General features: G+C 55.2%; 21 protein-coding genes. 12 read left to right on the forward strand and 9 right to left on the reverse strand.

All coding sequences use genetic code 11. The features are described 5' to 3' along the window. The first annotated feature begins 1 nt into the window (after position 1). From ABJV08_RS01475 to ABJV08_RS01485, 3 genes are all read left to right on the forward strand, one after another. A complete protein-coding gene (locus ABJV08_RS01475; RefSeq protein WP_348039147.1) occupies positions 2 to 1,855 on the forward strand; it encodes a hydantoinase B/oxoprolinase family protein in 1,854 nt (617 codons plus the stop codon). 42 nt (positions 1,856 to 1,897) lie between these two features. Beyond that, positions 1,898 to 2,755, forward strand: a complete 858-nt coding sequence (locus ABJV08_RS01480; protein WP_348039146.1) for an isocitrate lyase/PEP mutase family protein — start codon at positions 1,898 to 1,900, stop codon at positions 2,753 to 2,755. 179 nt (positions 2,756 to 2,934) lie between these two features. Then, entirely contained in the window at positions 2,935 to 3,711 is a 777-nt protein-coding gene (locus ABJV08_RS01485) for a helix-turn-helix domain-containing protein (RefSeq protein WP_348039145.1), read from the forward strand. Between the two features lie 38 nt (positions 3,712 to 3,749). Here the strand turns inward: ABJV08_RS01485 and ABJV08_RS01490 are convergent, their stop codons facing one another. From ABJV08_RS01490 to ABJV08_RS01500, 3 genes are read right to left on the reverse strand one after another with little or no spacing between them, the layout of a single operon-like run. Next, entirely contained in the window at positions 3,750 to 5,258 is a 1,509-nt protein-coding gene (locus ABJV08_RS01490) for an aldehyde dehydrogenase family protein (RefSeq protein WP_348039144.1), read from the reverse strand. Beyond that, a complete protein-coding gene (locus ABJV08_RS01495; RefSeq protein ID WP_348039143.1) occupies positions 5,255 to 6,406 on the reverse strand; it encodes an FAD-dependent monooxygenase in 1,152 nt (383 codons plus the stop codon). The genes ABJV08_RS01490 and ABJV08_RS01495 overlap by 4 nt, the downstream gene beginning before the upstream one ends. Beyond that, a complete protein-coding gene (locus ABJV08_RS01500) occupies positions 6,403 to 7,359 on the reverse strand; it encodes a polysaccharide deacetylase (protein WP_348039142.1) in 957 nt (318 codons plus the stop codon). The genes ABJV08_RS01495 and ABJV08_RS01500 overlap by 4 nt, the downstream gene beginning before the upstream one ends. 195 nt (positions 7,360 to 7,554) lie before the next feature. Between ABJV08_RS01500 and ABJV08_RS01505 the strand changes: the two genes are divergently transcribed. The 4 genes from ABJV08_RS01505 to ABJV08_RS01520 are packed head-to-tail and all read left to right on the forward strand — an operon-like array spanning position 7,555 to position 11,309. Further along, positions 7,555 to 8,595 carry an alpha/beta hydrolase gene (locus ABJV08_RS01505; protein ID WP_348039141.1) on the forward strand — a complete coding sequence of 347 codons (1,041 nt, stop codon included), beginning with the start codon at positions 7,555 to 7,557 and terminating at the stop codon, positions 8,593 to 8,595. 28 nt (positions 8,596 to 8,623) lie between these two features. Then, positions 8,624 to 10,033: a 3-isopropylmalate dehydratase large subunit gene (leuC, locus tag ABJV08_RS01510; protein WP_348039140.1), complete on the forward strand. Its 1,410-nt coding sequence runs from the start codon at positions 8,624 to 8,626 to the stop codon at positions 10,031 to 10,033. Beyond that, on the forward strand, positions 10,030 to 10,659 hold the full coding sequence (leuD, locus tag ABJV08_RS01515) for a 3-isopropylmalate dehydratase small subunit (protein ID WP_348039139.1): 630 nt from the start codon (positions 10,030 to 10,032) through the stop codon (positions 10,657 to 10,659). The genes leuC and leuD overlap by 4 nt, the downstream gene beginning before the upstream one ends. Next, on the forward strand, positions 10,656 to 11,309 hold the full coding sequence (locus ABJV08_RS01520) for an isochorismatase family protein (protein WP_348039138.1): 654 nt from the start codon (positions 10,656 to 10,658) through the stop codon (positions 11,307 to 11,309). Before leuD ends, ABJV08_RS01520 begins: the two co-directional genes overlap by 4 nt. Here ABJV08_RS01520 and ABJV08_RS01525 read toward each other — a convergent pair. Further along, a complete protein-coding gene (locus tag ABJV08_RS01525) occupies positions 11,306 to 12,262 on the reverse strand; it encodes a hypothetical protein (protein ID WP_348039137.1) in 957 nt (318 codons plus the stop codon). The two genes, ABJV08_RS01520 and ABJV08_RS01525, sit on opposite strands and share 4 nt — an antisense overlap. A gap of 155 nt (positions 12,263 to 12,417) precedes the next feature. On the opposite strand from ABJV08_RS01525, the gene ABJV08_RS01530 reads away from it, so the two are divergent. Next, on the forward strand, positions 12,418 to 13,977 hold the full coding sequence (locus ABJV08_RS01530; RefSeq protein WP_348039136.1) for an FAD-binding oxidoreductase: 1,560 nt from the start codon (positions 12,418 to 12,420) through the stop codon (positions 13,975 to 13,977). A gap of 12 nt (positions 13,978 to 13,989) precedes the next feature. On the opposite strand, the gene ABJV08_RS01535 is transcribed toward ABJV08_RS01530, so the two are convergent. Continuing rightward, the gene (locus ABJV08_RS01535) at positions 13,990 to 15,330 is read right to left on the reverse strand and encodes an MFS transporter (RefSeq protein WP_348039135.1); all 1,341 of its coding nucleotides are present in this window, start codon (positions 15,328 to 15,330) and stop codon (positions 13,990 to 13,992) included. 27 nt (positions 15,331 to 15,357) lie between these two features. Then, positions 15,358 to 16,386 carry a DUF1838 family protein gene (locus ABJV08_RS01540; RefSeq protein ID WP_348039134.1) on the reverse strand — a complete coding sequence of 343 codons (1,029 nt, stop codon included), beginning with the start codon at positions 16,384 to 16,386 and terminating at the stop codon, positions 15,358 to 15,360. A gap of 183 nt (positions 16,387 to 16,569) precedes the next feature. Here ABJV08_RS01540 and ABJV08_RS01545 point away from each other — a divergent pair, with 183 nt between their 5' ends. Then, positions 16,570 to 17,799, forward strand: a complete 1,230-nt coding sequence (locus ABJV08_RS01545; RefSeq protein ID WP_348039133.1) for a class I SAM-dependent methyltransferase — start codon at positions 16,570 to 16,572, stop codon at positions 17,797 to 17,799. Next, positions 17,796 to 18,167, forward strand: a complete 372-nt coding sequence (locus ABJV08_RS01550) for a hypothetical protein (RefSeq protein WP_348039132.1) — start codon at positions 17,796 to 17,798, stop codon at positions 18,165 to 18,167. The genes ABJV08_RS01545 and ABJV08_RS01550 overlap by 4 nt, the downstream gene beginning before the upstream one ends. A 7-nt stretch (positions 18,168 to 18,174) precedes the next feature. On the opposite strand, the gene ABJV08_RS01555 is transcribed toward ABJV08_RS01550, so the two are convergent. Beyond that, complete coding sequence (locus ABJV08_RS01555) at positions 18,175 to 19,119, reverse strand: alpha/beta hydrolase (RefSeq protein WP_348039131.1); 945 nt, start codon at positions 19,117 to 19,119, stop codon at positions 18,175 to 18,177. A gap of 274 nt (positions 19,120 to 19,393) precedes the next feature. On the opposite strand from ABJV08_RS01555, the gene ABJV08_RS01560 reads away from it, so the two are divergent. After that, positions 19,394 to 19,834, forward strand: coding sequence for a c-type cytochrome (locus tag ABJV08_RS01560; RefSeq protein WP_348039130.1), 441 nt, complete (start codon positions 19,394 to 19,396; stop codon positions 19,832 to 19,834). Positions 19,835 to 19,859: 25 nt separating this feature from the next. Here the strand turns inward: ABJV08_RS01560 and ABJV08_RS01565 are convergent, their stop codons facing one another. Further along, positions 19,860 to 20,834: an alpha/beta hydrolase gene (locus ABJV08_RS01565; RefSeq protein ID WP_348039129.1), complete on the reverse strand. Its 975-nt coding sequence runs from the start codon at positions 20,832 to 20,834 to the stop codon at positions 19,860 to 19,862. Positions 20,835 to 20,853: 19 nt separating this feature from the next. Continuing rightward, complete coding sequence (locus ABJV08_RS01570) at positions 20,854 to 21,144, reverse strand: DUF1330 domain-containing protein (RefSeq protein ID WP_348039128.1); 291 nt, start codon at positions 21,142 to 21,144, stop codon at positions 20,854 to 20,856. Between the two features lie 174 nt (positions 21,145 to 21,318). On the opposite strand from ABJV08_RS01570, the gene ABJV08_RS01575 reads away from it, so the two are divergent. Continuing rightward, positions 21,319 to 22,239 (forward strand): hypothetical protein, encoded by a 921-nt coding sequence (locus ABJV08_RS01575; RefSeq protein WP_348039127.1) that lies wholly within the window; start codon positions 21,319 to 21,321, stop codon positions 22,237 to 22,239. Positions 22,240 to 22,260 lie beyond the last annotated feature (21 nt).

The following is a 22,260-nucleotide window of genomic DNA, read 5'->3' on the forward strand; positions in this document are numbered from 1 at the left end:
CATGCCTGCACAGATTATTCAATCTAACGAAACGCCCTTCAACACTGTCGCGATTGATCCGGTCACGCTGGAAGTCATCGAAAACGCATTGCGCAATGCCCGCATCGAAATGGATGCGACGCTGGTGCGCACTGCTATGTCTCCAGGCATTCGGGAACAAGGCGATGCCTTCCCGTTAATTGCGGACAGCAAAGGCCGGATGATTGTCGGGCAGTTTGGCAGTTATATCGGTCCGTTTCTAGACGGATTTGACGGCACGGTTGAAGAGGGTGATCTGATCTTCCTGTCCGACCCCTATTCGGTAGAAGGCGCGATCAGCCATTCCAACGACTGGCTGGTCTTGATGCCGGTGTTCAAAGACGGGCGCCTGCTCGCCTATACGTCCATGTTCGGTCATATGTCCGATATTGGCGGCAAGGTTCCCGGCTCCATGCCGATCGATGCGACCAGCATCTTTCAGGAGGGAGTCCGCATCCCGCCGATCAAAATCTGGAAACGGGGCGAGTATAATGAGGATCTGATCAAACTGGTCATGCATCAGACCCGGACGCCGGACTGGTGCAAAGCCGATTTGAACGCCTTGATTGCCGCCTGCCGCGTTGCCGCGCGCCGGGTTGTCGAGCTTTGCGATCGCTTTGGCGAAGATGTCTACGCTTCTGCTACGGATTTGCTGCTCGATCGAAATCATCGCGCGATGCAGACGCTTATCGAAACCTCGGTCAGCGAAGAGAAGGTCAGTTTCGAAGATTATATCTGCGACGATGGGATGGGCTATGGCCCCTATAAGATTCGTTGCACCATGTGGCGCGAAAACGGCCGGGTCATTCTCGACTTCGAGGGTACCGATCCGCAATCCAAAGCATCGATCAATTTTCTGCTGAACGAAAATATGATGAAGATGTTTTTTGGCATCTACATGATCATGGTGTTCGATCCCCAAATCCTGTTCAACGACGGATTTTATGATCTGATCGACGTCCGGATTCCCGAAGGTTCGCTGTTGAAACCAAAGTTCCCTGCTGCATTGTCGGGCCGGACCCACGCGCTCGGACGGTTGTTTGATATCCTGGGTGGTTTGCTGGGTCAAAAGACACCCGAATTTCTGAACGCCGCCGGTTTCTCGTCATCGCCGCACCTCTTCTACGCCGGCACAGATAAGAATGGGAAATGGTTCCAGCTGTTTCAAATCGGTTTTGGCGGCATCCCGGGACGCCCCTTGGGTGATGGGCCGGATGGCCACTCGCTTTGGCCGGGCTTTACCAATGTACCGAACGAGTTTCTGGAGCGCTATTTCCCGCTCAGGATCGAACGCTATGAAACCGTGTCGGATTCCGGCGGACCGGGCCTGCATCGCGGTGGCAACGGAATCAACATGGTCTATCGTTTCCTCGAGCCGGGTGTGATCGCTATTCATGATGACCGGTGGTTTGTTCCGCCATGGGGTGTGAATGGCGGCGAGCCAGGAGCCCGCGCGCGCAAATTGCTGGTCAAGAATGACGGCACCGAAATCATCCTCGGCAACAAGCTGGAAGACTATGAAGTGGAAGCCGGCGACCAGTTGCACTTTGTCACTTGGGGCGGCGGCGGTTGGGGCGATCCCCTGGAACGCGATCCGGAGCTGCTTGCAGTCGAACTAGAAAAAGGACTGGTGACCGTACAAGGCGCGCTGCGCTATGGCGTTGTGCTGACCGACGGAGCAGTAGATAGCTCGGCCACAGATGCCTTGCGGGCAAAAATGCGGGCGGACCGGGATGGCGACCTGCCGACCTTCAACTTCGGTCCCGATATCGAAACACTCCGTGCAAATTGCCTTGCGGAAACGGGCCTGCCCGCTCCCAAACAACCCCAGTGGTAAAAACCGCGACGCAAAGCGGATCATAGTGAAAGACGTAAAATAATGGCGAACCCAATCCTGCGAGAAAAGCTCGCATCGGGAAAATTCTTCGTGATCCCAGGTATTCAGGACATGATCACCGCGGTTATCGCCAACAAGGTCGGCTTTGATGTCGTTTATGGCACCGGCTATTGGCTTACCGCCTCTGCATCCGGATTGCCCGATGCCGGAATTGTCACCTACACAGAAATGCGCAATCGGATGGAAACGCTGGTGCGGACGAGCAATTCGGCGGTCATCGCGGATGGCGACACCGGCTATGGCGGCCTGTTGAATGTACATCATACAGTCAAGGGATATGAAGCCTCGGGCGTCACCGCCATCCAGCTGGAAGACCAGGAATTCCCGAAAAAGTGCGGCCATACCCCATTCAAGCGGCTGATCCCGTTGGAAGACATGGTAGAAAAGATCAAAGTCGCCGTCGATGCCAAAGAGGATGAGAATTTCCTGATAATTGCCCGCACTGATGCGCGGGAAAGTGAGGGAATGGACGGTGTGCTGCGCCGGTTGGAGGCTTATGACAAGGCGGGTGCCGACGTGGTCTTCCCGGAATCGCTCACCAGCGAAGAGGAAATGCGGAAGGCCTGCGCCAGTTTTGACAAGCCGGTGATGGCGAACATGTCCAATGGTGGGCTGTCTCCCGTGCCCAATGCCTCGGTGCTTGCCGAGATTGGTTACGGCTTTGCCATCTATCCGTCGCTGACCAGCCTTGCCGCCGCATCGGCTATGGAAACCGCCCTTATCGGACTCAAAGAAGATGGCATCGGTCAGCCTGATGGCATTTTCGACTTCAACGAATTCTGTTCGTTGATCGGTTTCGAAGAGGTTTGGGAATTTGAAAAAAAGTGGGCGAAGGACTGAAACACGCCGCCGAAACTATCGCAAGATCGACTTCTGCCCCTCTCGAGAATCCATCAGGCAATTAGTTCTTCCGTTCATCGGATAATATATCCGACAGTCGGATAATAATTTCCTATCTGCGGACATATATCATAATGATGTCACCTTTCTGCCGTCGGCATTGAGAGGGCCATAAGATCATGGAAAAAGGCGTACCGATTCGATCCATCACGCGAGCATTTTCTGCACTGCGTGCCATCAATCGTCATGGATCCATGACGATGATGGAAATCGCCAAAGCGGCCGAGGTTCCTTATCCTACTGCCTGCCGCATCGTTCAGACATTGCTCTATGAGGGTTTGGTCGAGCAAGAGCCCGCCCGCAAACGCTATCGGCCAACCGCGCTGGTACAGACGCTCGCCACCGGCTTTCAACATGAAGATCAGTTGGTCAGCGTCGCCCGGCCCCATATTGTCGATCTGACCAAACGCGTTGGTTGGCCCGTGTCCATCGCTGTCCGCGTAGGCCGCAACATGATGTTGCGAGACAGCACCCATGCCAATTCATCGCTGACCTTTGAACATTATTATCCCGGCTTCACCGTACCGATTCTCGACAGTGCCTCGGGCAAACTGTCCATGGCCTTCGCGATCGACGAAGACCGGGAGATGATTTTGCGCTTCATGCGTATTTCGCAGGAGATCGATATGGACTATCTCTCCACCGCAGAAATAGGGCTCAACGTCGATCAAATCCGGGAAGAGGGATACGCGACACAGGGCCGCAACCATTTCAACCTTACTCCCGGGAAGACATCATCGATAGCGGTTCCGATCTTCAAGAACGGACATTTCGAAGCCGCCATGACAATGGTATTCTTCGTCGCAGCAATGAAACTAAGCGATGCGCTAGAGGATTATCTGGATGAATTGCTGAAAACCGCTGCGGCGATTAGCCACGGACTTAGCAACAATTAGTCATCCGCACATTTTGAGAAATCGGAAGCCGATGTCAGTCAGAGCCGGGCTGTGACAGCCTTGGTCTCAAGATAGGCTTCCAGCCCCGCCTGACCAAACTCGCGCCCCCAGCCGGACTGCCCATATCCACCAAAAGGGATATTGGTTCCGACAGCGCCGTGACAATTGATCGAAACATGCCCCGAGCGCACCCGGCTGACCAAGCGATGAGCGGTGGACATATCTTCGGTCCAGACACTGCCGGACAGCCCATAAGGCGTATCATTGGCGAGCTTCGCGATCTTGTCCAAGTCCATCGTATCAAATTTTTGTACCGCCATAACGGGCCCGAAGATTTCATCGCGCATCACTTCCATATCGGATGTGCATTCGGAGAAAACCGTCGGACGAATGAAGTTGCCAGGTCGATCCAGGCGCTCGCCGCCGGCGACCAGATTTGCGCCCGCCTGTTTTGCCCGGTCTATAAACCCGATAACCTTGTCGGCATGGCCCGATGAAATCATCGGACCTTGTTGTGTCGCGGGATCAAGGCCGTGGCCCAAAACCATATAATTGGCAAAACCGGCCAAACCTTCCAGCAAGCGATCATGAATATCGGCATGCGCGAATATCCGTGTTCCTGCCATGCAGTTTTGGCCTTGCAAAAAGAATGTCGCCATTGCCACGCCAGGGATGGCCTGCTCCAGGTCGGCGTCGGGCATCACCACGACCGGGCCTTTGCCGCCGAGTTCCAGCGACACCTTTTTTAGGTTGCCCATGGCGGCCCGGACAATGGCCCGGCCTGTGCGCGTGGAGCCTGTAAAGGATATTTTGTTTACGTCATCATGGGATGATAGCGCCGCTCCGGCATCTGCTCCCAGACCATTCACGATATTGAACACCCCTTCCGGGAAACCGGCATCAATCACCATTTGTCCAAGCGCGAGTACCGATAGTGGCGTTTCTTCAGAAGGCTTCATCACCACGGTACAGCCAGCGGCCAATGCCGGTGCGAGCTTCAGTATCGCTGTCGATAGCGGCACATTCCAGGGCACAATCTGACCAACAACACCAACCGGTTCTTTCAGCGTATAGGTCAGCGCTTCGGTTTCCGCCGCAATATGCCGCGGTGGAACCATCGTCGAACCTTCGATCCGCATGATTGCACCGGCGTAATAGTCGACCATTTCCACGCAATTGGCGGTGGTCAATCCGGCAATGAAGCTTGGCATCCCGTTGTCGAGAATATCCAGTTCGGTCAGCATCTGTGCATTTTGCTCCATGATGCGCGCCAGTCGGGACATCAGTGCCATGCGATCCGAAGCCGTCATTCCTCGCCACGGTCCTTCGAAAGCCGAACGTGCAGCGGCGACCGCCAAGTCAATTTCCGTTGCGCCACCGATTTCGAATTCGGCCAGAACCAATCCGGTAGCCGGATCGCAGGTTTCCATGACCTCCATACCATCGACCCACTGCCCGTTGATCAGCAGCTTACCGCGCTTGCCCAAAAATTCGCGTGTTTCCGGCGCGATAACATGGCCATCAAAGGCAATAGCATCATTCATCATACTGGCTCCAAACGACAGTCATAGTTGAACAGGCCCAGAGATTCTTCATCCTTGGCCTTGCCTATGCCAAACATATCGGCATCCTGCCCCTGCATCCGGTCCGCATTGGCGTTGGACTCTGATTGGATCCAAGTAGCTCGTTCATGACGGGCGGCCTGATAGCGAGATAGCCCTTCGGCAATATCACTTGAAGCGGCCAGCGTGCGAGCCAGAATGACCGCATCTTCAATGCCACATGCCGCGCCATGACCGAGAAACGGTGTCATTGCATGGGCAGCGTCACCAATGAGCGTGACATTGTCATCAATGATCCAATCGGGCAGCGCGCCTCTGGCATTTATCGCCCATTTGAACATCGGCTGGTGGCAGGCGGCTTCGATCAGCTTCTGTGCATCACCACACCAGCCGGCATAGATTGCTTCAATCTCGGACGGGTCAGCGGCTATCGCCCATCCATCATCCGTCCAGCCGTCCTGCCGGGCAAAAAAGACCAGGTTCATGGCGGCACTACCGCGGATATTATAGCGCGTTATCATCGCACCCGGGCCAATTATGATACCCGGAAAGTCCGACATTTCTTGAAGCTCTGAAGTCACTGGCACCAGGGCCCGCCACGCGACATGGCCGGTAAAATGCGGTTCGGTCGGTTCAAAGCGCTGGCGAATGATCGACTTCACTCCATCCGCACCGATCAACAAATCGCCAGCCACCCGGCTGCCATCGTCAAGAATTGCTGTGGCCCCTTCACTATCAACGACGACACTGTTGGTGCGCATATCCACGCCAGCCGTGCGCGCGGCATCGGTGAGCAAATTGTGCAGATCTGCCCGATGAATGGTCACATAGGGCGCGCCATATTTTTCGCGCTGGGTTGACCGGTCCATCGTGACGAGCGTGCGGCCGTCTTCCCAGTGCTGAATGCGTTGGCGGGTCGGCTCAACCCCGGCAGCGGCGACTGCCTCGCAAATGCCAATAAAATCCAGTCCCTTCATCGCATTGGGCGACAGTGTCACACCAGCGCCAATTTCGCCAAAAGCGGGCGCGGATTCCAGAAGAGTGACAGCAAATCCCTGTCCGGCGATCGCCGCGGCGGCGGTCATTCCGGCGATTCCACCGCCGACAATGACAATTTTTTCGGCACGGCTCATCCCAATTGTCCCGGAATATGGCTTTCGTGGTTTTCCAGATACCATGCAGCAATTTCTTCTCGGGTTGCCCACCAGACCCCCGGCAGGGACTTGGCATGTTCGATAAATTCGCGCAGCGCCCGCACGCGATGGGCCCGGCCCGATACGTGCGGATGCAGACCGACATTCATGATCCGGCCGCTAGTGGCGCCCTCTTCATAGAGGACATCCAGTTCTTCGATCAGGGCGTCGCGAAATTGATCGGTGGTAAAATTCTTGCGCGTGATGAAAGTGAAATCGTTGATCTCATTTGAATAGGGCACGGATACGATGGATCCGTTTGGCGTCCGCAGCAAATAGGGCTGGTCATCATTCATGATGTCACAATAGAATGTGCAGCCATTTTCGGCCAGAATATCCGCCGTCTGCAACGTCCCCCTCAGGGAAGACGATAGCCAGCCTTTCGATTTTCGACCGGTGAATTTTTCAAACTGGTCCAGCGTCCGCAAAACAATTTCGCGCTCTTTCTCAGGATTGCCCGCAAAATTGGTCAACAATTCGCCTTGCTCCCAATTGTGGGTCAGCAATTCCCAACCGCGCTCCAATACAGCGTCAGTCATAGCCTTGCGCCGTTCGAAGGTCACAGCATTGGTGGTGCAGCTGGCTTTTACACCAAGCTGATCAAACAGCTCGAACAAGCGCCAGATGCCAACCCTTTGACCATATTCGCGCCAGCTATAATTCGGAAAATCGGGCGTGTTGCCCGGCAAAATATCCGGCAAAATGGAGGGTCCACCTGCATAATAAGGCTTATCCGTATCTTTCGTCAGATCCCAGGTTTCCAGATTGAAGGTCAGGATCAAGGCCACATTTGCGCCATTCGGCCATTTTAGCGGCTGGCGTTCTGGCAAGGGGACGTAATCATATTCCATTTGTTCTACCTGCTTGTGGCTGACTGCAACCGGTTGAAACATATTCAGCAAATCCGCACCAGCTTTTTACGAGCGCCGAGAGGACTCCCCACCAGTCGGATACTCGCGGCCGCGCTTTGATCCCCGCCCTTTCAGATCATATAGGAATATCGATTGTTACCACTCGGCCTCATCCTTCCTATGAACCTGTGATACGTCGGCTGTAGAACCCGAAGATGCAAAATGGAGAAAACCGCAATGCCCGCTATTCGATGGTCCCGCAAACTGACTTTGACCTGCACCGCAGCAGCAATATTGGCCACTACGCCGGCTTGCTCTGCCGCTCAATCGGGACAGCCAAGCACCTCGGCATCGATACCTGCCGCTCCGGATGAAGCGCAGCCCCGCCTCACCATTGCAGAATTGCGCGCGCTTTATGGTGACGAGCAAAGCCGCTATGTCGATATTCGCGGGGTAGAAATCCATTATAAGGATGAAGGCAGTGGGCCGGTTCTATTCATGGTCCACGGATCGGTCAGTTCGACGCGGACATGGGATCGCATCACGGAAATCCTAAAACCCAATTACCGGGTCATTCGGTTTGATATTCCCGGATATGGCCTTTCCGGCCGGGTGTCCGATGAAGCGGCCGCTAATGTTCAACCGGTCGAAATTGCAGAAGAACTTGTCGAACGATTGGGCGTAAAAAAGCTCACCTTCGTCGGCGTATCCAGCGGCGGCACCATGGGCATGTATCTGGCCGCAAAACGCCCCGACCTGGTGGAGCGGTTGATCATCTCGAACACGCCATCTGATCCGGTCGACACCAGCCATTTGGTAATGCCCGAAAGTTTTTTGAGCGCAACCGCCAAGGCCCGCAAAACAGGCTTTTCAGACATGAAGTTCTGGAACGAATATCTGACCTATTTTGCCGGCGATCCAGCGCGAATAAGCGCACAGACGCGCAAGGAATATTATGACCTTAACCGCCGGACGGCGGAAAAACATCCGATCGCTCTGGTCGCGCGGATCGGCGATGGCGTACAAGCAAAAATCGAGATGAAGAAGATCACCGCACCCACTTTTCTGATCTGGGGTGGTGCCGATGCTTTGCTACCAGAAAGCGCTGCGGATGCGATTACCGGCTATCTCGGGTCAGCCCAGATTTCTCGCGTTATCATGCCGGATGTCGGTCATTATCCGCCGCTGGAATCGCCAGACCGTTTTGCACAATTGATTGCCGCCTATGTCGAGGCGGGCGTTGTTTCCGATAACCAACCAGCAGCGGCAAAACCGTGATCCAAGATGTGTTTCGGAAGATTTGAAGGTGGCGGGCGCAAAAACACTCTACGAAAAATTATGGGACAGCCACCGCGTCTGCGATCTGGCTGACGATGAGGCGCTCATCTATATCGACCGCCATCTGGTGCATGAAGTGTCCAGCCCCCAGGCTTTTGCTGCTTTGCGGGCAAGCGAGCGGCAGCTTCGCCGCCCATTGACCCACTATGCCGTTGCCGATCATGCAGTACCCACTCGCAACCGCACAGATGCAATCGAAGACCCGCTGGCCCGGGCGCAAGTCGCCGAACTGGAGGACAATGTTGCGGACTTCCATGTGCCTTATGCGGCTTTGCAAGGCGCGGATCAGGGTATCGTCCATGTAATAGGTCCGGAAAGCGGATTCACCCTGCCCGGCACCACCATCGTGTGCGGAGACAGTCATACGACAACCCATGGTGCTTTTGGTGCCTTGGCCTTTGGCATTGGTGCCAGCGAATGCGGTACCGTGATGGCCACCCAATGTCTGCGCCAGAAAAAAGCGCTTACGATGCTCGTCCAACTGTCAGGGATAGCCTCGCGACATGTGACAGCCAAGGACATTGCTCTGGCCTTGATCGCGCGCATTGGCACCAATGGTGCCGCCGGTTATGCGGTAGAATATGCCGGACCAGTCGTGTCGGCGATGTCGATGGCCGAACGGATGACCCTGTGCAACCTAACGATCGAAGCCGGCAGCCGTGTTGGTTTGATCGCACCGGACGAAACCACACTAGCCTTCGTCAAAGGCCGTCGCCTTGCCCCACAAGGGCCGTCATGGGATCGCGCCGCGTCTTACTGGCTGAGCCTCCTGACGGATGCCAGTGCTGAATATGACAGCATAGTCGAGCTGGATCTGGATAGGATAGAACCGCAGGTCACGTGGGGCACCAGTCCCGACCAAACGGTGTCTATTGCCCAAGCAATTCCCGATCCCACCGCCATCGCCGATACATCCGCGCGCCGACAAGCTGAAACAGCATTGGATTATATGGGCCTGAAAGCAGGAACACCTCTCGAAGGCACAGTTATAAGCCATGTCTTCATCGGATCATGCACCAATGGCCGCATTGAAGATCTACGCGCTGCCGCCGCCGTTGCCGCAGGCCGTTCGGTTGCCTCAGATGTGACGGCCATTGTTGTCCCGGGCTCGGGGGCCACCCGTCTTCAAGCAGAAGCGGAAGGGCTGGACCGGATTTTCTCCGAGGCCGGTTTTCAATGGCGCCACCCTGGCTGTTCTATGTGCGTCGCGATGAACGATGACCGACTGGAACCCGGGGATCGATGTGCCAGCACATCCAACCGCAATTTTGAAGGCCGTCAGGGCGCTGGCGGACGGACCCATTTAATGAGCCCCGCCATGGCCGCCGCAGCCGCCATCACCGGCTACCTCACCGACGTTAGAAAAATAGCAGAATGAAACCCCAACCCTTCAAAACTCTATTCGGCACCGCAGCTCCGCTCGAACAAGACAATATCGATACCGACATTATTTTCCCGGCCCGCTTTTTGTTGATCACGGCGCGCGAAGGGCTTGGTCGATATGCGTTCCACGACCGGCGGTTTGAGAGCGATGATCAAGAAAACCCGGATTTTATTCTCAATCAACAACCATTCCGAGAAGCTCCGATCCTTTTGGCTGGTGCGAATTTCGGATCGGGCTCAAGTCGCGAACAAGCGGTATGGGCCTTGCTTGGTTTCGGAATCCGCAGCATCATCGCGCCCAGTTTCGGGGAAATTTTCCAGGCCAATTGCTTGCGCAACGGCATATTGCCAATCACTCTGCCCGACCACATAGTGCGGCAGTTACTCGGCCGCGCGCTGAGTGGCCTGAATTTGACAATTGACCTTGAAAGCCAGACCGTAGCAGTGGATGATGAAAGTCGTTTTGATTTTGATATCCCGCCGGAACGCAAGCTGGCGCTCATCAATGGCTGGGATGAAACCGCGCAGATATTGAATCAGAAAGCGAACGAGATTACCGCCTTTGAAGCACGGCAACGCCAAGAACAGCCTTGGCTCTATGAAAGAGAGATTGATCAATGAGCGAAGAAGACCTGCTTGAAAATTATCGCCGCGCTTATGACACAAAAGTCGGCTTTGGTCAGCGGCCTGCCCTGATCCTGATCGACTTTTGCCAGGGCTATTTCGATCCCGATTGTGATCTTTATGCCGATGTCGACGATGTACTGGCCTCAGCACTGCGGGTTCGCGATGCCGCTAGATTAGCCAAAATACCAGTGATCCTGACCGGTGTATCCTATCATCCCAGCACGATTGACGGCGGACGTTTCTTTGAAAAAGCCGCGCCTCTTCGCTATTTTGTACAGGGCAATCCCATGGGCGCCTTTGCCAAGGGTCTCGATCCACAGGATAATGAGCTGATCATTACCAAACAATATCCCAGCGCCTTTTTCGGTACCTCGTTAGCTTCCACTCTGACGGCGATGGGCGTCGACAGCGTTTTATTGACCGGACTGACGACCAGCGGCTGTGTCCGGGCAAGTTGCATCGATGCGATGTCGCACGGGTTTCGCACAGCGGTCGTTGCCGATGCTTGCGGCGATCGACATGAAGCGCCGCATGAAGCCAATTTGTTCGATATGAATGCTAAATATGCGGATGTTGTCAGCGAAGGCGAAACCATGACGTTCCTTCAGGGTTTCAACAAGGATGATGCGCACGCGGACGTCTAACGTACCAAAGACTCACAGGCTTCCAGTCGCACGCCCCAAGGCGTTATGGCCGCGACAGCGAGGCACTTTCCGTGCGGTGCCCATTCCATCTGAACCGGACCAATGATTTCACAACCCCCGCGCTCGGCTCGAGACTGAAAATCGGCAAGGCTAGAGACCGGGAAGCGCAACGCAGCCCATCCCCGCATGGGTGGACCGTCGGCAGAGAAGTCTAATCCCTCACAATCAAATTGGATGATCTCGACCGATCCCTCCATCAGGCCATGGGCTTGATAAACGCCGACGGTCACCAATATGTCGCGGGCCAATCCAATCGGCAGCCCCATGCAATTGTGGCCATCGGAATGCATCCAGCTGGCTTCCTGCACCACTTGCCATCCCAGTTGCTCGACAAAGAAGCGACGGGCCACAGAAAAATCTGACACAATCTGCGTGGCATTGAAAACCCATGATGCCGGTCCGGCGACATTTTCGAATCCGGTCAATGGCGGCGTTACCCGCTCCATCAAAGCAAAGCATAGTCCATCGCCATCGCGCTCCAGTACTTCGCGCACAGACACCGGGTCAAAATCGAAACTGGTGATCGGTGCGGGGGCAACAAAGCCGTTCCGGCCCATGGCCTGGTGGAGACTGTCGATGGATTCCAGCGCTCTGACATTGACATCGAACAGCGCCCCTGTGTCCCAGGCCTGCGCCCCATCGCGCATGATGCCGTGCGACTGGTCTTGCAGCGAAAGCAAACGGATGTGGCCGCGCGGACTGGTTGGGTGCGACAAGAGAAGTTCCTGCCCAGACACATCCTGCTCGATTCCCAGCAATGTCAGAGCAGCGGCGGGAACCTCTCTGCGATAGAGTTCGACGAAACCCAAAGCCGCCGCCAGTCGGTGGCCGCTGCGATCAAGGTCGTCCACAATCCCGACCGTTTCTTGAAACCCGTTATCCCGCGCAATCATCTGCAGACAGATCCTTTCGCGTGAACAATAGCTAGACCGGCACCCGCACAGCGGGCAAGCACGCTGCTGACCGACCAACGGATAGATCGAGCAGTAACATAGGAAGTGACATTTTTGATCCGCATCCATAGGCTGGACCAACGGAGCCAGAGCAAATGACCAGCAGCAAAAAATCAGCAGACCTTCTGAAGCAGATGCAAAAATTGCTGGGCGCGGAAAGCGTGCTGACCGATGCCGATTCCCTCTCCTTTTTTTCCAATGATGTCTACAGATCGGGCGGTCTGCCACTTGCGATTGCAAAGCCAAATTCAGCAGAGCAAGTGCAAGAGGCTGTGCGCCTGTGCGCAGGCGCCGGCGTGGCAATGGTCCCCCGGGGTGGCGGTGCGTCCTATACAGATGGCTATCTCTATCCCTCAGGCGGTCACATATTATTTGATCTTGCTGCCTTGGATGACATCAAAATTGACGCCGCCAATTTGCTCGTCACCGTTGGCGCCGGCACCACATGGGTAAAGCTGAAAGAAGCGCTGGATGCACAAAAATTGCGGACGCCTTTCTGGGGGCCCTTTTCCGGCTTTGCTGCGAGCGTCGGCGGCAGCATGAGCCAGAACACGGTCAGCCACGGCAGCAGCGCCCACGGCGTGTCGGCCCAGTCCGTCCTCTCGATGGATGTGGTTCTGGCCAATGGAGAATTGATTACCACCAGTGCAGCCAAATCAACTCGCCACTATGGTCCTGATCTCACCGGTCTTTTCACAGGAGATTGCGGGGCTTTCGGTCTGAAGACAGCGATCACACTGCCCTTGATCCGGACACTGGACCATTGCGAGCCGATGAGTTTTGCTTTTGATGATTTTGAATCCTACCACCGCGCGACGCAAATCGCGCAAGCCGAACGGCTGGACGATTCCCACTTCGGTCTCGACCTGGCCCTGTCGCAAGGACAAATCGGCCGACAAGAAGGCGTCGGCGCGCGCATAAAAATTGCAGCCGAAGTGATGCGCAAGGCCCCTCGCAAGTTGCAGGGCCTGGCCCAGTTGATGCGCATGGCCGTCGCAGGCGAAGACCCCATGCGGTCTGGCGCCTATATGTGCCATTTCATTGTCGAAGGATTTGATCCCGCCGACGCCGCCGCGAAAGCCCGCCGATTGCGTTTTCTGCTGGCCGATGTTGGACGAGAGATTGCCAATTCCATGCCCGCTTTCGTGCGGGCCATGCCCTTTGCCCCATTGACCAATATTCTCGGCCCAGGCGGAGAAAGATGGGTACCGGTCCACGGCATATTAAACCATGATGCTGTCGTTGCATTCAACGCCGCCTTTCATGCCTTGGTCGCGGAGCACCAATCAGAAATGGACCGTTTGGGCGTCTGGCTGGGGACCATGTTCTCTCCCGCAGGTTCCGCCGGCTTCCTATATGAAATCGCGCTCTATTGGCCGGATAATCGCAGCAGCTATCATCATGATACACTCGGCGCAGAGCATATCGCGAGCATTCCTGCTTTTGAGGAAAATGCCGAAGCGCGCGAATATGCCAATGTTCTGAAAGAGGCGATCATCGCGCTCTACCAGAATTTCGGCGCGGCCCATTTCCAGATCGGTAGGGCCTATCCCTATCAGACGCGCCTCGATCCTCAGGCGCTGAAACTGGTCAAGGCAATGAAGCAGGAGCTTGATCCGTTCGGATTGATGAACCCCGGCGCTTTGGGTCTTTAGGACTTCTGCGCTTCAGGCAGCAGCTGGTTCTTTGTCACCAACCTGCCCCCAACGTCCAAAAATAAACGCCCCGACTATATTGAGCGTTACCGGTATCGCGGCAAAGGCAACAATGATTCCCATCATCGCGGAATCCGATTGTGGCAATCCCGCGACCGCTTTTGCAGAATCAAAGCCGAATATCGCTAGCGTGACGCCAACCAACAAAGTGCCTCCAAGAGCAAACGCGATTTTGTCCGTAGCAATCCAGGCTGCCGAATAGAGGCCAGCATGTTCTTCATCCTCGGATGCAATATCCGACATCATCGAGAAACCGAGCATCGTCCAACCCGAATTGCCGACAGCGGCAACAAAGGAAAGAGCAAAGGTAGCGATGCTGCCCCAGGATGCGGCAAAGCCCCATATGACGTAGGTCAGCAGATAGAGAATGGTTGCAGCAATATATGCCCTGCGTTTTCCAATCGCATCGGCCAGTCTTACCCAGAGTGGCTGCGCCAGAACAATTCCCAAACAAGCCATGATGACAACGACGCCGATTAGCTGGAAAGCGTCGGCACGGCCCATATTATAGGTCAGGAAATAGAGCAGTGAGGCATAAGCCATGCCCGCTCCGGTCAGTTGCAACAAATTTGTCAGCAGCAAGACTGAGTATCGTGGTGCCAGCAAGATTGAACAAGCCTTCTTGAAGGAGAGACGATCAGCCAATGCCGGTCGATCCGATGCCGCAGCAACCTTTGCTGTTTTAGCGGAAGAGAAGAAGGCAATCAGCAAGGAAATGGGGCAGATAGCTGCCAGAACCAGCGCCATATCTTCATAGCCAGACTGCCCACCGCCCTGCATTTCGATGATCGCTGGCGCAAGCGCGCCTGCGACCAAAACACCAACCGCGGTAAATACCAGACGCCAGGCCATGACCACGTTCCGTTGGGACGGGTTGGATGTCAGATCGCCAGCCATAGCCAAATAGGGGACTGAGAAGCTCGCGAACACCGCCATGTACAAGCTGAACGTGCCGGCAACATAAGCCAATTTTAGAGTCTGACTGCCTTCCGGAACGTGGAACAACAAGATCATCGCCAGCGGAGACAACATCGCTCCTGCAAGCAACCACCAGCGCCTTGCAAATTTCCTCCGCAACCGGTCCGACAAAATACCGACCGACACATCAAATATCGTGCCGAACAACAGCTTCGGCACGAAAATCGTAACACCGGCCACGTCGGGTGCGATGCCCAATACTGTTGTCATGAAAAACAACAGCAGGAGCGACGGGAGGTCGCGGAATACCTGACCCGCAACCTGACCCGCTCCATAGCCGATCTGATTGGCTATCGATGCGTTGCGGCTATCCATGCCGGCGGGGATTATTGCCAATTTTGATCAGCTCTTTCTCGGCGGGAAACCGGCAGGCGCTTCTGGCGCTTTCGGCGGTTCCCATCCAGCTGGCACAGGTGCGGGTGTCTGTTCCCGCGCATAATGTTCGAGGCTGGACAGGGACGGTCCATAATCTTCGGTCGGAGCGCTCAACCATTTTTCATCCATGGCCCGGGCTGCCTTGACAAGATGTGCCGGAAGTCCCGCCACTCCTTCAGGAATCGTCTGGAAATGGGTGAAATAGTTAATCTGCCCTTCTGCCGTTCCCATCAACATCCACGGCAGCCAGGGCGTGACCCGCGACCAGGACCCGATATGGGGAATGTGCGTTAGTTCGGGATTTTCAACGTCCTTCTGTTCCACAACATAGATGAAATGTTCCGACACACGGTTCATGACACCAGCGGATTCGCGAACCCACTTGCTCGGTTGAAGCGCGTTTGGATACATGAGATCGATCCCGGTATTCAGGATCATCGTTCCGTTCGGGCCATATTCCCAATCTTGCAAAAACGGCTTGCGCTCGCGCAGGTCTTTGTTCAGCCCGCCATAGGAAGGGCCTTCAGGCAGAAATTCACTGATCGTGAAATTGAAAGGATCATTGGCAATCGGAACCACCTTAACCGTCTCGTTGGAATAGGGGTTGTCCCATTCGGTCAAGATTTCACCAGTTTCCAAATCTGTGTAGAAAACGATTTCACGGAGCATCCGGCGATAGCTGCCATCCTCCAGTTTTTTCACCCGCACAAAGCTAAAGCCTTCTACGCCAAACAGGGTACGTACCTTTTCATTCGGTCGCACGCCCATGGCCTTGCCTTTGATCCAGCCACATTTTTCCTTGGTCGGATCGATATCAGCATCGAGCCGCGCATAGACATCGCGGTTCCATTTCGGGTCTTTAAAATCGATCTTCGTGATAAAGTCGACACCTGACTTTTTGTTATGTGCGCCGGCAACAGCAGGAACGGCTGCCAGACCGGTCGCTAGAGCGGCAAGGCCTAGGCTTTCTCGCCGACTAAGGTTAAACTTGTCCATTATCATCTCCAGCTAATTGCGATCTAAATTGGATATGGAACCACTTGTTCGCGATTCCAACTATCGTCGACACGAAAATGCCCTTGTTGTTCGCCTGCCGGATAGGAAGTTGATCCGCTTATTGCTCTTATGCCAGTGAGCTTGCATTGTTACGGGCAACGAACCCCATTTGGAGTCAGACTGATGCTCAACACGTTTCAACAAGCTCATCATCGCGCCTTGCCCCATGCCTCGCATGACGAAGCAGCGCGCGAAGAATTCACCAAGAGTTTCAAGGGCTTTATCCAATCGTCCCTATTGCCGGGCCTAACCCCTATTTACAATGAACAGGTGAAGCCTGCGTTTCAAAAAGAGCATGGCCGCGAACCAGCCGATCGGCGCGATATTCGATCGGCCATGGTGAAAAACCTGTATTTTCAACATTATGCCTCCGCCAATCGGGTCGCGCAGGAAATTTTGTGGGAATCGGTCAACGTCTCGCTAGACCGGCAATTGCCCGAATTGTTGGAAACCGCAAAACAGCTGTCCGCTTCCAGCAAGGCCAGGCTGGATATTCCGGAAGATTTTACTCCGCCACGCTATATTACCGCGCTCGACATTCACTGCATGCCCGGCGGCTATGCCAGCGAAGTCGCGGAGCAGGACATTACTGCCGGCGCCCTCTATGACCGTGGCGTCTATCTCTATTCCATGGGATATATGGGACCGGAAAACGACGATATGGGCCGGTCGGTATGCAATTATCTGCGCCGCAACAAGCCGGACTTCAAACCCCTTCGCATTTTGGACATGGGCTGCACCGTTGGCCATGCGACCCTGCCCTATAAGGAATATTTCCCGGATGCAGAAATCTGGGGCATTGATGTGGGTGGACCCGTGGTGCGCTACGCCCATGCCCGCGCAGCAGCCATGGGTCATGAGGTCAATTTCGCCCAGATGAATGCCGAGGAGACAAGCTTCCCCGATGGTCATTTTGATCTCGTTGTCAGCCATATTTTGCTGCACGAAACCAGCGGCAAGGCGATGCCGCGCATATTCAACGAATGTCATCGGCTGCTATCGCCCGGCGGCATGATGATTCACGCGGATTTACCGCCATTTGACCTGATGGACCCCTTCACCCAGTTCATCCTCGACAATGAAACCTGGTATAATAACGAACCCTTTTGGGGTGCGATGCGCGAAATGGATCAGGTTGATCTGGCCAAACGCGCAGGATTTGCAGCCGAGGCGATCAAATTTGACAATGCCCCGATGGCGGTCATGGAATTTGCAGGCGGATCGGACGGCTATAGCGAAGAAAGCGCGACGGAAGTGGCCGATCGCGAATTTACCGCTGGCGAATATGCCCCCGGAGGCGGCTGGGAGGTTCTCGTCGCCGAGAAAGAACTGGCGCAGGAGATGGCCGCATGAACGACGATTATATGCAAGATGACCGTCCCCATGTGATCCGCGATGCGCGGGGCAAGCGCCCGCAATTCTATGACACGCCGGGCATGGATCAAGTCATGTCGATGATCATGGTGCTGGCCGGTGACCTGTGTGTCGTGCGTGACCGACTGGATTCTGCAGAGCGTGTGGCCAAGGCCAATGGTATTGATCTAGCCGCAGGTATCGAAGAGCTGGAACTGGATCAGGAAGCCCTGGAAGAACGGGAAGCCAGACGCCAGGACCTATTGGCCCGCATGTATTCTCTGATGCGCAAGGAGGCCAATGAAGCGGCCCAGCAAGAAAGCGCGCGCGGCTATCGTGAGACGATTGAAGAAATCGCCAAACAGTAGATTTTCACTATTTGCTGAGCAAACGAATGGGGAGCTGATCGGTGGTCCGTTCCTCAAGACTCTTGCGCGCACCATTTTGACCGAGACCATGGCCCCTTAAAAACAGGCTCGACAAGCTGACCGCGGCATCCAGCTGTGCCAGTTGTGGCGGACCGGCTTTATCATAATCGCAAATCGCGCCGCCAAAATAATGGTCCACGCCTGCCAGCACCAGTCCATATCGATGGCCGCCGGCCGCGGCCGCGTCATATGGCACCAGATGCCCTTTCCAGCCATCTTTGCTATCGTCCGTGATACCGGGCACGATATCCAGCGTTCCAGTCTGGATGAGCGCGGGCACGGATAGTTCTGCATAGCCTTCGCGGGTTACCAGCACGGGGATGGGCGCAGGTGGCGAGAAAGCAAGCACTGCTTGCACTTTGTCATCATCCAACGGGTCGTCGAATCCTTGGGGAGGAATGGATTTGGCGCCGCCCAAGGTAAGCGCAACCAGCCCGCCATAGCTATGACCGGCGGCAACATAATGCTCGCCGCCAAGATAGGCCGACAAAGCACGCATGTCTTCCAAGCGTGTAGTCCAGCTTGCCAGCCCGGTGTATTTCGCGGTTTCGGGGTGGTCCCGGGAATCGACATGAAGCGGCGCCAACACGCGCCAGCCTTGCGACACCCACGGTTCGATCAGGCGGGTATATTTATCGGGAGAAGATCCAGCGCCATGAGAGAAGAATATGGTTCCGACAGTACAGCGAGAGGATGACCAATCGAAAATCGCTATTTCGCGGCCATTGTCCGCTGTCAGTGTCATTTTCGTCAAAATAGGCGCGCTCTGACCGAAGCGACTTTTATGCGCAACAGCCGCTGTCGCCATGGTCCCGAATCCAACCAGCGCCGCGCGCCGCGTCATCGCCAACGACAGTTTCGAGAAATTTCCTGTTTTGCCGTTGCTGTTCATGAGGCCTCCGATTTTCTGATCATCTTTGCCAGTCCAAATCAACGTGCCTTGATTTCAACCGCTGCGAGCGTCAGGATAAGCCATAGTTTAAGCAAAACAACCGCGTTTGATTCTTGGCAAAGCTATTCACTGCTCGGACAAATGTTGATCAAGATTATATGATACGGACAAGACTTCGCTAAAAGGGCTCTCCTCTTCACGGATAGTTTGACCATAGAATCGCGTGGCGTTCACGGCCGGTGATAGTGACAAAGCAAGTTAGGAAAAGACTGCAATGGCAATAGCTTCAAAATTGGTCCTCGCGACGGCAACTTGTTTCATGCTCGTCGCATGCGGCAGTCAACCAGACAGCGCTGCCGGAGAGGACATAACAACCGAAGTAGCTTCGGTGGCCCCCAAAGCGGTACCCGGCAAGATATTGTTCTTGCAATGCGCGGCATGTCATTCTCTCAAAGCCGATGGCGTCAAGAAGAGCGGGCCCAATTTGCTCGGCGTGGTGGGCCGGAAATCGGGCTCGGTTGATGGCTTTAAATATAGCAAGGCACTGAGCGCCGCAAACCTGACGTGGACCAGGGAAGAACTGGACAAATTTATCACCAAACCCTTCGAAGTGGTGCCCGGCACGATCATGGCTTTTTCCGGCATAGCCGACCCCGAAAAGCGTAAGCAATTGATCGACTATATTGAATCGGCTGCTGCGGAACCAGCCGACTAATATCGTTTTGCGAGGCGCTGTTGGTTCAGTCGTCCGCCATTGTCATTTCCGCCCATGCCAGAAATTGCTGGGGCCAGCGGTCAGCGGTGATATCGTTCTGCACCACCCCGAAGGCGTGCTTTCCTCGGGCATATAAATGCATCTCCGGCCGGTATCCGGCTGCGAAAAGCTTATCATAAAAAGCGCGGAAGCCGATGCCCACTGCGAGATCATCCTGTGCCATAGCCAAAAACATCGGCGGCAGGCGATCTGGCGCAGGCGTCGCGGGGGGCTGCAACCACGGTTCGCTGGGCGTGCCTTCGGGATAGGGGAGATTGGCGGGTGGAATGGCAGGGCCAGGCTCGCCGAAAGGCATACCATAGATCATGCCTACAAAATTCGGACGCTCTTCCAACGGTCCAAACATTGTCATTGCGGCGATGTGGCCGCCTGCGGAGAAGCCCACAGCACCAACCTTCTTCGGGTCAATGTTCCAGCGCGCCGCGTTGGCGCGAATAATACGCAGCGCTTCGGCGGCGTCTTCCGATCCCGGAATACCGCCGACTCCCGGAGCCAAAGTTGCCTGGACACGAGCGCGCATTTCCTCGTTGCTTTCACCGGGGGGTGACTGAATTAGACGATATTTAAGAACGAAAGCGGCAAACCCGCGCTCTGCGAACCAGCGGGCCACCCGAGTTCCTTCGTGATGAATAGCCAGCAAACGAAATCCGCCGCCTGGCGCGATCATCACCGCCATTCCGTTGGCCTTGTCCGGGGCAGGCAGAAAAGCTTGCAGCGCAGGAACAGTAATATTCCAAGCCTGCTCTCCTTCGGCCCGCAGCTCTTCTGTGACCGGAACCTCTGCCAGACCGGGCCAGTCCTTCATAGACGGAACGCCTTTTGGCCAGACCGGCATCGGCGCCAGCTCTTGCCCTTTGCTAGCCGTCCCGTCTGGAGGAGAAGCCAATAGAGGCTGGGCCGTTGCAAAAAGCAATGCGGTCAAAGCTATCAATATTTTCATCGAAAATTCTCCAATATGCTTAACCGTCCACCAGAGTGACTGTGACGTCAGCCAATCCATCCCGCAGTTTCTTGATTTCAGAATATTCAGGAGAATTCCAGAATTCTAGTGCGGCGGCGCGATCCGGCCATTCGATCACGACAGCGCCTGCTCCATCCTCCTCGTCACCCTCCAGAACCTGTCCGCCGCGACCGCGCACAATATATTTGCCTCCCATTTTTTCGGCCAGCTTCGCTGTCACAGGCGAGTAAACTTTACCGAATGTTTCGGGATCGTGAACACGGGCATTGATTATAAACCAGGCGGGCATCTGCTTCTCCATTTTTCCGAGCTTTGATGATATCTAGAACAGGCCCTTGTCTCATTTGCTTTGACCACGCCGCCTGTCCGACCAGCGAGCATGATCCTGCCTTAAAAAGCGATCAATCGCGCGCAGTGGTAAGGAAAATCTAAAGAACAACACCATCAAAAAGGGGTGACCGCTATGTATGATCCGAATGATGAATTTTCCTTGCTAAGCCGCAGAACAATGCTGGCAGGCGGAGTGACCCTCGGCATAGCGGGCAGTCTGGCAAGTTGCTCCCGGGCTGCGCCAAACGCAGAGAACCAAGCCGAAGCAGGCGGACTGATCCGGGAAAGAGGAATCCCGCAAGACACGGCAAGCCGAGTAGCCATGATGCGGAGAATGCGGCTCCGTTCGGACGCCGGACCGGTCTTCTGGTATTTCCGTGGCCGCAACTATGCCCAGCAAGGCGCCAACCTCATTCCGATCTGCGAACTCGTTTTCGGTGCCTTCATGATGGTGGAACCGAAACCCGACGGCACGATGAAGGTGGTCCAATATGAGCTGGGCTTTCGGTCACCACTCGATAGTGCGAAACGCGCGGAACAATTGCTCAATCCGATTACCGGAGAAATGATCGACCTGCCCTTTGCGCCTGTCGGACCGACACACATCACATATGACCAGAACAACACACTACAATTGCCGTCGAAAATCGGCGGATCGACCTTTACCCTCGAACATGTTCCAGAGGTCTTCTATCGCGTCGGCAACACCGTCACGTTCCAGACCCATAGCCGCGCCACTGCCGAAACGCCGGGCCAACCAACACGTGTTCTAAATGATATGAGCATGATCAGCAGTCCAGAACATGAGGCACTGGATCCCAACCTGCATTTCGCCAGCGCTATGGCCTATGGCGGCGATGTTACAGACTATGCTCGGTGGTTGAAGATGCCTGCCGGGGCCGGGACCCAGACTTTGCGCTCTGTCGGCGAGAAAGTCAGCCGCTATGAAGACATGCCGGAAGACTGGCGGACCATGCTGGCTGAAGCCGATCCTGAAATGGCAGCAGACCCCATTGCTGGATTGTCACGAGACGCCGCCGAATATCGGAACTAGATAGGCCTGGTGGCACACCTG

Source organism: Parasphingorhabdus sp. (genome assembly GCF_039982395.1).
Taxonomy (GTDB): Bacteria; Pseudomonadota; Alphaproteobacteria; order Sphingomonadales; family Sphingomonadaceae; genus Parasphingorhabdus.

What these genes read in the sequence shown, in the direction of transcription:
- leuD (WP_348039139.1), top strand. Translation starts at nt 10,030, where the DNA reads ATGAAACCCCAACCCTTCAAAACTCTATTCGGCACCGCAGCTCCGCTC.
- ABJV08_RS01560 (WP_348039130.1), top strand. Translation starts at nt 19,394, where the DNA reads ATGGCAATAGCTTCAAAATTGGTCCTCGCGACGGCAACTTGTTTCATG.
- ABJV08_RS01575 (WP_348039127.1), top strand. Translation starts at nt 21,319, where the DNA reads ATGTATGATCCGAATGATGAATTTTCCTTGCTAAGCCGCAGAACAATG.
- ABJV08_RS01570 (WP_348039128.1), bottom strand. Translation starts at nt 21,144, where the DNA reads ATGCCCGCCTGGTTTATAATCAATGCCCGTGTTCACGATCCCGAAACA.
- ABJV08_RS01535 (WP_348039135.1), bottom strand. Translation starts at nt 15,330, where the DNA reads ATGGATAGCCGCAACGCATCGATAGCCAATCAGATCGGCTATGGAGCG.
- ABJV08_RS01525 (WP_348039137.1), bottom strand. Translation starts at nt 12,262, where the DNA reads ATGATTGCGCGGGATAACGGGTTTCAAGAAACGGTCGGGATTGTGGAC.
- ABJV08_RS01555 (WP_348039131.1), bottom strand. Translation starts at nt 19,119, where the DNA reads ATGAACAGCAACGGCAAAACAGGAAATTTCTCGAAACTGTCGTTGGCG.
- ABJV08_RS01485 (WP_348039145.1), top strand. Translation starts at nt 2,935, where the DNA reads ATGGAAAAAGGCGTACCGATTCGATCCATCACGCGAGCATTTTCTGCA.
- ABJV08_RS01500 (WP_348039142.1), bottom strand. Translation starts at nt 7,359, where the DNA reads ATGTTTCAACCGGTTGCAGTCAGCCACAAGCAGGTAGAACAAATGGAA.
- ABJV08_RS01550 (WP_348039132.1), top strand. Translation starts at nt 17,796, where the DNA reads ATGAACGACGATTATATGCAAGATGACCGTCCCCATGTGATCCGCGAT.
- ABJV08_RS01490 (WP_348039144.1), bottom strand. Translation starts at nt 5,258, where the DNA reads ATGATGAATGATGCTATTGCCTTTGATGGCCATGTTATCGCGCCGGAA.
- ABJV08_RS01495 (WP_348039143.1), bottom strand. Translation starts at nt 6,406, where the DNA reads ATGAGCCGTGCCGAAAAAATTGTCATTGTCGGCGGTGGAATCGCCGGA.
- ABJV08_RS01475 (WP_348039147.1), top strand. Translation starts at nt 2, where the DNA reads ATGCCTGCACAGATTATTCAATCTAACGAAACGCCCTTCAACACTGTC.
- ABJV08_RS01480 (WP_348039146.1), top strand. Translation starts at nt 1,898, where the DNA reads ATGGCGAACCCAATCCTGCGAGAAAAGCTCGCATCGGGAAAATTCTTC.
- ABJV08_RS01565 (WP_348039129.1), bottom strand. Translation starts at nt 20,834, where the DNA reads ATGAAAATATTGATAGCTTTGACCGCATTGCTTTTTGCAACGGCCCAG.
- ABJV08_RS01540 (WP_348039134.1), bottom strand. Translation starts at nt 16,386, where the DNA reads ATGGACAAGTTTAACCTTAGTCGGCGAGAAAGCCTAGGCCTTGCCGCT.
- ABJV08_RS01530 (WP_348039136.1), top strand. Translation starts at nt 12,418, where the DNA reads ATGACCAGCAGCAAAAAATCAGCAGACCTTCTGAAGCAGATGCAAAAA.
- ABJV08_RS01505 (WP_348039141.1), top strand. Translation starts at nt 7,555, where the DNA reads ATGCCCGCTATTCGATGGTCCCGCAAACTGACTTTGACCTGCACCGCA.
- ABJV08_RS01520 (WP_348039138.1), top strand. Translation starts at nt 10,656, where the DNA reads ATGAGCGAAGAAGACCTGCTTGAAAATTATCGCCGCGCTTATGACACA.
- ABJV08_RS01545 (WP_348039133.1), top strand. Translation starts at nt 16,570, where the DNA reads ATGCTCAACACGTTTCAACAAGCTCATCATCGCGCCTTGCCCCATGCC.